Source organism: Globicatella sp. HMSC072A10 (assembly GCF_001811625.1).
Classification (GTDB): domain Bacteria; phylum Bacillota; class Bacilli; order Lactobacillales; family Aerococcaceae; genus Globicatella; species Globicatella sanguinis.
Genome location: NZ_KV805798.1, coordinates 1 through 8,859, shown reverse-complemented (window position 1 = coordinate 8,859; position 8,859 = coordinate 1). Strand labels below are relative to the sequence as shown.

Genomic DNA, 8,859 nt, shown 5'->3' with positions numbered 1-8,859 from the left:
AGTAGAAAATTGAATAATTTTCGCTTCGTCGGACTACCCCCGCACAATTGAGTAGACCTCAAACAAGTCGAAAGACGCAGTTTGAGACCACTCAACCACTGCGTTCTTTTAATGAAAAGCACTAATTTGAATGAATATTTTAAAATTTATGTTCAATCTCATTAAGACGCAGGTTGATGCCACTCAACCACTGCACTCTTTATTTACGAGCACTAATCTGAATGAATTTGTAAAGTTTATGCCCAACCTTTACGTTAAATAAAATGAAAAGGGTCTTTTAAAAATCTTTCCATTACAAAACTCTTAGTGTTAATCGAAAACATTGCTTCAAATCAAATTATATTCAGTTTAAAACATTCTTTAATTGAAATCTTGAATTATATGTTAAATCAAAAAACGGACATATTGCCATTACATTCTGTGAATTAAAAATTAACCACGCCCTTTTCTATCATGATATGAAAATAGATAATGCCAAATGAATTAAAGATAACGCAAATAACCGTCTCTTCAGAAAAAGAGACGGTTATTTTTAATGATTTATTTAATTATTAATCATCAAAAGCAATTTATTGAATCATTTTGGTTTTATTAATATTTGGATTGACGCCAAATTTGGGTATCTATCAAGCCACAGTATGGGTCAACCGAAGAGACACCAGTGAATTCTGATTCACCTGCTAATTTTTTTACTAAGGCACGCATCGTATTTTCTTTACTATCATAAGCATTAATGTATGTACCAACTTGTGGCATGTCTGCTAAAGCAAAGGCATGTTGTACTGAAACGACAATCGTTGGCACTTCATGTACATAGAATGGTTGATCGGGTGTTCCTTTAGCAGCTGGCCAAATAATTCTTTGAGTGGTTCCACCTGAATTGACGTCCACCAAATTAAGAATTAAATCATAATGGTCGGTCAAATTAGAAATCGGTTGTTTTTGCGCATATACATTGGCAATCGCAGCACCACGTTCACCTTCTGGTAATTTCATTATACGTTCTTCCGTTGATTCCCATACGGTTACTTCATGTCCTCGTTCTTCTAATAAGGCTTTCATCGTATCAGATGCTCGTTTTTTACCTGCATTGATCATGGCACCAAAACCACCTTTATGCCCTTCAACATTGACGATTAGGATACGTTTATAACGTTCAGGGGTAATTGGGAATAAGTCTTTTTGTTTATCTTTTACTAGTGTAATGGCCTTGTCAGCAACTTCATCTGAAATACGTTGTGATTCGTCTGTATTAATTAATTTTAAAGCTTCCTCTTTTGGAATCATAATTTCTTCACGACGTCCTTCAAACTTATGTAACCCTAATTTTGCTTTTAGTCCTAGCGTACGACGTAAAGCATCTAATAAACGTTCTTCAGTTAAAATTCCTTTTTCATAACCTTCTTTCATCCATTGGAAATCTTCATCTGGATCATTGAAGAATAAGAATAAATCACACCCAGCTTCAATTGCTGTAGGTAATAATTCACGTCGTGGCATTGAAGCCGTCATGGCTACCATGTGAGACGCATCGGTTACAATCGCCCCGTTATAGCCTAATTCACCTCTTAATAATTCATCTAGTAAAGTTTTATTTAAAGAAGCCGGTAACATATCATCTAACTCACGTTCAGGATGCATTTCACGCTCGACATTTGGTAAATGGATATGACCTGCCATAATTCCAGGTAATCCTGCCTTCGCCATTTCACCATAAATACGACCAAACGTTGACATCCATTCTTCTTTATTCATCGGATTGGATGCATAAGATAAATGGTGATCTCGTTCATCGATTCCATCTCCAGGGAAATGTTTTGCAAAAGGTACAATCCCGTATTCCATAATCCCTTTCATATATGCTTTGGATAATTCAATTGTTTGATCAACATTCGCTCCCCATGTACGATTAGCAATAATTGGATTCCGCCAGTTACGAGATAAGTCCATAATCGGAGCAAAAGAGGCATTACAACCAACTGCTGATGCTTCAATACCGGCAATTCTTCCCATTTCATAAGCATAATTTGGATCATTAGTTGCAGCGATTTTAATTTCATCACCAACTTTGGTCCCATCGGTAACTGCACCATCACCACCAGCTTCAGTGTTCGCAGCAATTAACAATGGAATTTTTGATTTAGTTTGTAAAATATAGTTTTGATCCCAAACTTCATCAGATTTTCCTTTATTATAACGGACAGCCGCAATGTGATATTGGTTTAGCACATCTGTTAAATATTCTTCAGTACGGCTAGAACCCATGTTAACAAATAATTGACCTATTTTCTCGTCTAAAGTCATTTCGCTTATCGTTTTTTCAATCCAGGCAATGGCTTCTTCATCTAAATTATATGGTGTTTTTCTTAAATCTACTAAGTTAGTCACAATTATCGCTCCTTATCTAAATTGTCCCAGAAGGTAGTTGCATATTTTTCATAATCTTGTTCCGTTAATTGGTTGTTTATAAATTTATCGGCAACTTCTGACTTTAAAGTTAACCATGATTCTTTTTCTTTTCCAACTAATATCGGATAAAACTTCACATTATTTATTTCTGTCGCATGTAAATCTCCCGGTGAATCGCCAATCATCATGATTTTATTTGGATCATAACCGTCGGCAATTAACATCGCAATCACATCTTCTTTTTTTCCACGGTCTTGACAGTATAAATCATCAATATAAGGCATTAACTCTTGATCTTCCCACTCTTCCACAACTGCTTCTTTGTTGGCAGAGCTAACGATAAATAATTTACCTAACTCATGTAAATGAATTAAACCTTCTTTTGCACCTTCAAAAGCTAACACATCTCCATCATAACTTTTAATTTGACGGTTAACTTCATTAGACCATACCAAAGCTTTTTTTAAATCAGTTGCTGGATTTTTAGCAATTTCTGCTTCTAAAGAGGCATTGGATAGTGATGAAGTCGTCTCTACCCATGATTTTAAGTTATCAATGTTATCAACATTAGCATATTCTAATAACATTAATAAAGCCACGAAACGATTCACGCCACGTGTACGAGAGAATAAATTTACTTTATCCCACTCTTTTAAAAATGTCTCACGATCGGAAATTTCAAATTCATCTGCTGCTATCGGTCCAAAAAAGAGCTGATGTTTGTATGTCATAGTGTCCATTGCACAACCATCTGAATCGACACAAAAGACATAATCTGATTTTAATAAAGTCATTTTAATTCTCCTTCTACTTATGTAATCATCTGACGATTTAATTGTAACACGCATTTTTAAATACTGTCAACTGTATAAAACCATTAAATCATATGATGTTTTATGATTGTAAATTTTTTTGGTTACAATGATTCATCAATCAACCGACAACAAAATTCAGTTATCATTGCCGGTTATTGATTTTATTTTTTAGTATTTTTACAAAATATAATTTTATTTAGTTTTGTAATTGTAATTTGGAATATTAGTCCAACGTTTCTTAAATTCACGTACCACTTGTTTAGGTTGACGATTACGTGAGAACAATCCTTTATGATTCCCTTGTACGCGAATAATCATTAGATTGGTTTCAAAGTCTGCAAAATTCCATACTTGTTCTCCCACTAAGTTTGGTATTTCATCAAAAATACGATGGTGCATGTCATAATAATCTACCTGGAATTCTTCAGTGTAAGGAATATCCCACATTGAGTGAAGTCCTGGTAAAGTGTCTGCCCCATATTCCGTCATTAATATCGGTTTTTCTGGGTACAGTTCTTGCCATTTTTCAAGTTCAGCTTTGAGCCCTTTAGCTCCCTTAGCTAAATCTCCATGGTCGACATACCAACCATAGTAACGATTCAGTGAAATGACATCCACTAAGTCCATCACCTTATCATTTTCAGGTGTAGATATTAACATATTGACTAAAGTGACTGGACGATCTTGTGGATCGAGCTCTTTATATAATTTTACGAATGGTTCGAAGTATTCATGAGCACCTTCTTCATGACTTGCCGGTTCATTCGCTACAACCCACATGACCACACAAGGATGGTTTTTATCACGCTTCACTAATTCCCGAATCGCTTGTTCATGTGCTTCATGAGTTTCCATTACTTGCCATGTGCCTCGATCAGTAGGTTTTAAATCTAAAGAGGCATTAAAGTTTTGGAATAATCCAACAGCTGCTACTTCATCAATTACTACCACACCCATACGGTCTGCTAATCGCATCATTTCTTCTGAGTAAGGATAATGAGAAGTACGGAATGAGTTAGCACCAATTTCTTTTAATAAGTTTAAATCCATTAAGTTAGCCGCTTCATTTAAGCCACGTCCATTAATAAAGGTGTCTTCATGTTTTCCAAAGCCTTTAAAATAGAATGGCTTATTATTAATCAGAAATTGCCCATTTTCAACTTTTACTGTACGAATCCCAAATTTTTCATCATAACTATCCACCACTTGTCCATCTTTAATGATTTCAACATGTAAGTTATAAAGATAGGCATCTAAAACTTCCCATAAACGTGGATTATGAATTGTTGCTTGACCATCAGTTAGTCTTTCGACCACTTGACGATCCTCATCGATAATAGTCATCTCAATAGCATCAACCCGACTCGAGGTTACAACAGTAGCTTTGATATCAGCAGTCGTTAATGCATCATTTAATTCTGTTGTAATCACGACATCTTCAATATGAATTTTTGGTCTAATGATTAATTTCACTGGACGATGAATTCCCGCATAGTTAAAGAAATCAAAATTCTCTTTCACAACTTTTTTAATGGTGCCATCTTCTTGTTCTTCTTCAATATAATTACCAACCGGTAATGTACTATAGTTTAATTCATTATTAGCACAAACACTTAATTTTAAGTTTGTTTCATCGCTATATAAGGACTCAGGAATCACACATTCAAACGGAGTAAATCCACCTTTATGTTCGCCAATTAGTTCTCCATTGATATAAACCTTTGCATGATGAGTAACGGAACCAAAACGTACTACCAATTCTTCAGTATCAGATAAAGTCGGAACCTCAAAAAATCTTTCATACCAAAAATCACCAATGTATTGTCGTTTTTCTTTATCAACCACTACATCATTAAAAGAGGTAGGTACAACCATCACTTCTTTAGTCGATAATAAATCACTTGGATGATGTTCCCCTAATTTAAAGTTCCAAAGGCCATTTAAATCCATGACAGTCCGTGTTTTTGTTCCTATTGGATAAAGCATTCAACATTCCTTCTTTCTAAATTATTTTTAAAAGAGACAGAGAAAAAACTAAAAAAATTGTTTGTTCTAATCTATATAGTTTATCTAGCAGTGGTTGAGTGGCCTTAAACGGCGTCTTAATAAGGCTGAGAATAATCTTGACCAATTCACTCAGATTAGTGCTCGATAATTAAAAACGCAGTGGTTGAGTGGCCTCAAACGGCGTCTTAACGACTTGTTTGAGACTTACTCAACTATGCGGGGGGTAGGCCGACGAAGCGAAAATCATTTGATTTTATACTTCTGGTCCACTCTCTGCTTACTTATGTTACTTCTTTATTATACTACTCTTCATCATCAATTGGATATTGTGATAGATCCACATAATCCATGTCAGATAATTCAACATTTTGTGCGATATCGATTGTACGTTCAAAATCTTTTGCTGCTTTCATCGCATGAATTTTCTCTTGAACTTGAATCATCGTTTCACGATCTAACTTATAAAAACGCATTAAGATTAAAGCGATGACGATTCCTACAGCTGGTATAATCGCAAATAATAACGCTGTTGCAAATTTTAAATCTCCAGTTAAAGCTGTTTCAGCAGTTGGATAGTCTTGAGCAAATCCGATTGAAGCCAACACCCATCCGACAACCATTGGTGCAAATGACGAAGCAATAGAGTCTGTGAATGAGAAAATAGTCCCGATCATACCTGATACATATCGACCAGAAACAGATGTTTCATAGTCTGAAATATCCGCACCCATTGTTAATACTAATCCGGATGGAGCAGAAGTAAAGTAACGACCTATAGCAAAAAGTACTACAAAACCAATCGAGTATAGTCCCCAATTTGTTAAATCTAACGAACCAGGCCCACCATTTAACAACATAAACGCTAAAGCAATCAATCCAACTAAACCTATTTGTAAACAAAGTACGTAAGCATATTTTAACCCTTTTTTTCGTGCAACACTTGCAGCAAAGGTTGTTACTAATACGTTCGGAATAATCATCATCGCAGAGATAGCCCCTGACAATGCATAATTGCCAAATAAAATACCAAATAGCATTACGTTGACCACTGCATCACCAAACATTTGAGCATTAAATTTCATAATTGCAGCAGCAAGCGATAAAACTTGTAATGGCTTATTGCCTTTAATAACTTTCAGATAATCTTTTAAATCAGTTTTTTGAGTTTTTTCTTCTCCTAAACCAAAATATTTTTTATTATCTTTTTGCCAAATACCAATAACCGCTATTAAAGCTAAAACAGCTGAGATAATGATAACGCCCCATCTTAATTCAACGAAAAATCCATCAGTAAAACCACCATGTTTTTTTGTCAAGTATCCAGAAATAACAATTTGTGCTCCAGAGAATAAGATTGCCGTCATCACACCATCAACAATATTAAAAATAGGTCTCTGACTTGGATCATTTGTCAAAGCAGTTTGACCTGCTTTTGTAATCGTTTGTTGCATTGAATAACCAATTTTATGGATGATTAATGCAATAATAAATAGTGGCATTGTCATTGATGATCCAAACTTATGAATATTAAATAAGAAAATAAATGATAACGCTGTGATAATATTCCCTATAATTAGAATTGGTCGATATTTACCGAATTTAGTATCCGTTTTATCAATCATCACACCTATTGTAGGATCAATTAAACCATCAAAGATACGAATATACCCCATTATCTGACTAACAAAAATTGCAGCAAGACCTAAAATACCTGTTGAGAAATATGTCACAAAGCTAAATGCAACTAAATAAATGTTTGTAGAAGTGTTATTTGCCGCAAAACAAATTATCTGCCAGAGTTTTGCACGGTTATAACTTACCTCTCTTGAGTTGTCTACTGTTTCCATAATGGACCTCCAAATGTCATTTTTTTGTAATATATCTGCAAGCGCTTTACAATCATTATAATAACAGTCATCTGATGACTTGTCAACATATATTTTAAAATTTAGAGAATTTTAATACTTTAATATGGAATATCCTTGATTTTTCATGGATAATCAAAAAATACATCATATCTTTTTAATCAAATTCGTTAATCTTTTGCTCGCATATTATAAATGAATTTTCCATGTTTTTTATACGATAATTTATTAAGTAATTTTAAACTTTATCGAGCTTGATTCCTTTTATATATAAAATCATCAAATTAAAAATGGAGCAATTTTAGTTCATTTAGATAAAAAGGCTCTATACTTTTTGGTGTGGGTAGACAGATTTATTTCTGTTCACTTACACTAATTTTTTATGTAAAAAAATAAAAAGTCATGGAATTCCGTTTATAATCTTAATAGCGACCAAACTATAAGACAAGAGGAATTCACATGACATATTCAAATAATATCAAAGATTTACTCTAAATAACATACCTTAACATTATTCATAAGGAAGGTTGTTTGGATTCTGAACCAATGACTATAAATGGAGTCATATACAAACCTGTCTATGTACGCTATCCTACGATCCTGATGTTTGCCATGTTGTGAGGCTCCCAATATTAATAAATCGATTGTAAAGCATGGATTCATGTTGGTTAAAGTTAAATACGCTTGTTCGCTGGCATGTCCAAGAATAATTCTTCTTAAAAAACAACGATTCTTATGTACTTCATGTAAGAAAACTTTTTCTGCCGAACTAACTTAGTAGAACCTAACTGTCAAATTTCCAACCTACAAAAGCAAACAGTAAAGGAGCAATTAGACTCGTTCAATTCACCTCTACTATCGTAAAAAATACTTATGTATCAGTAAGTATAGTCATACGATGCTTAGATTCTTTGGAGGAGCAAATGAAATACTGAGTAGATTTACTACCTACCACTTTATCCTTTGATGAGTAGAGGATATCAAATCACATTTTTTCTGTTTTCCGTTAGATGTCCATCGTCAAGTCGAATGGATTACGATGGATATGAATCTTCCCTATGTTTCAATGATTGAAACACATTTCCTAGGACTAAAATCGTCATTGGTTATTTTCACATTATCCAATTACTAAACAGAGCACTTAATAATTTACAACTTCAAGTCATGAACCAATTGAATAAGATTCATCGCAAATCGACTACAATAAACTCAAAAAATTATTGAAATTAATCCTAAAAAACCTGGAAGATTTAGAATTTGAGAAGTATCAATCTCATCGATTATTCGAAGGTTTAGTGATTGAAAAAATGATGGTAGAGTATATACTTCCGGTTGATAGCGGACTAAGAAATGCCTATGAAAAAATTAATGATTTAAAATTCCCCATTATGACGCATGATAAGGAATTATTCCAATATGAACTTCAAGAAATTAAAAAATAATCTTATCGTCGAGTGATTCGGACAGCATTTAATACCATTTCTAAGTATCAAGAATATATTTCTAATGCATTAACGGTTACGCTGTCCTATGGTCATTTAGAAGCAACAAATAATATTATTAAAAGAATAACAACTTCTCCAGGGGATTGGGGTCTCAACAACTTCTAGTGGGGAGTAAAATTCCCCACCAAATGTTGTTGTTTGAATAGACTATGGTTAAATAACCTCCTAAACTGATAATGATCGAATGTTCGTATTTTCAGTAGGAGGTTATTATTATGGAAAAAACCGATGATATTAAATATATTCTGTCGCAACTAC

General features: G+C 33.8%; 5 protein-coding genes and 1 pseudogene. 2 read left to right on the top strand and 4 right to left on the bottom strand.

Going from position 1 to position 8,859, the window contains the following annotated elements; genetic code table 11:
* Window positions 1-591: 591 nt before the first annotated feature.
* The 4 genes from HMPREF2811_RS09210 to HMPREF2811_RS09195 form a co-directional block, all read right to left on the bottom strand.
* The gene (locus HMPREF2811_RS09210) at window positions 592-2,388 is read right to left on the bottom strand and encodes a glycoside hydrolase family 3 protein (protein WP_071409078.1); all 1,797 of its coding nucleotides are present in this window, start codon (window positions 2,386-2,388) and stop codon (window positions 592-594) included.
* A 2-nt stretch (window positions 2,389-2,390) separates the two neighbouring features.
* Window positions 2,391-3,203: an HAD family hydrolase gene (locus HMPREF2811_RS09205; protein WP_071409077.1), complete on the bottom strand. Its 813-nt coding sequence runs from the start codon at window positions 3,201-3,203 to the stop codon at window positions 2,391-2,393.
* Window positions 3,204-3,416: 213 nt separating this feature from the next.
* On the bottom strand, window positions 3,417-5,210 hold the full coding sequence (uidA, locus tag HMPREF2811_RS09200; RefSeq protein ID WP_071409076.1) for a beta-glucuronidase: 1,794 nt from the start codon (window positions 5,208-5,210) through the stop codon (window positions 3,417-3,419).
* 323 nt (window positions 5,211-5,533) lie between these two features.
* Window positions 5,534-7,078, bottom strand: a complete 1,545-nt coding sequence (locus HMPREF2811_RS09195; protein ID WP_071409075.1) for an MFS transporter — start codon at window positions 7,076-7,078, stop codon at window positions 5,534-5,536.
* Window positions 7,079-8,185: 1,107 nt separating this feature from the next.
* On the opposite strand from HMPREF2811_RS09195, the pseudogene HMPREF2811_RS11965 reads away from it, so the two are divergent.
* Window positions 8,186-8,320: pseudogene (locus tag HMPREF2811_RS11965) on the top strand (hypothetical protein); the annotation flags it as partial.
* Complete coding sequence (locus tag HMPREF2811_RS11265; RefSeq protein WP_141749305.1) at window positions 8,317-8,538, top strand: hypothetical protein; 222 nt, start codon at window positions 8,317-8,319, stop codon at window positions 8,536-8,538. The pseudogene HMPREF2811_RS11965 and the gene HMPREF2811_RS11265, both read left to right, overlap by 4 nt.
* Window positions 8,539-8,859: the final 321 nt, after the last annotated feature.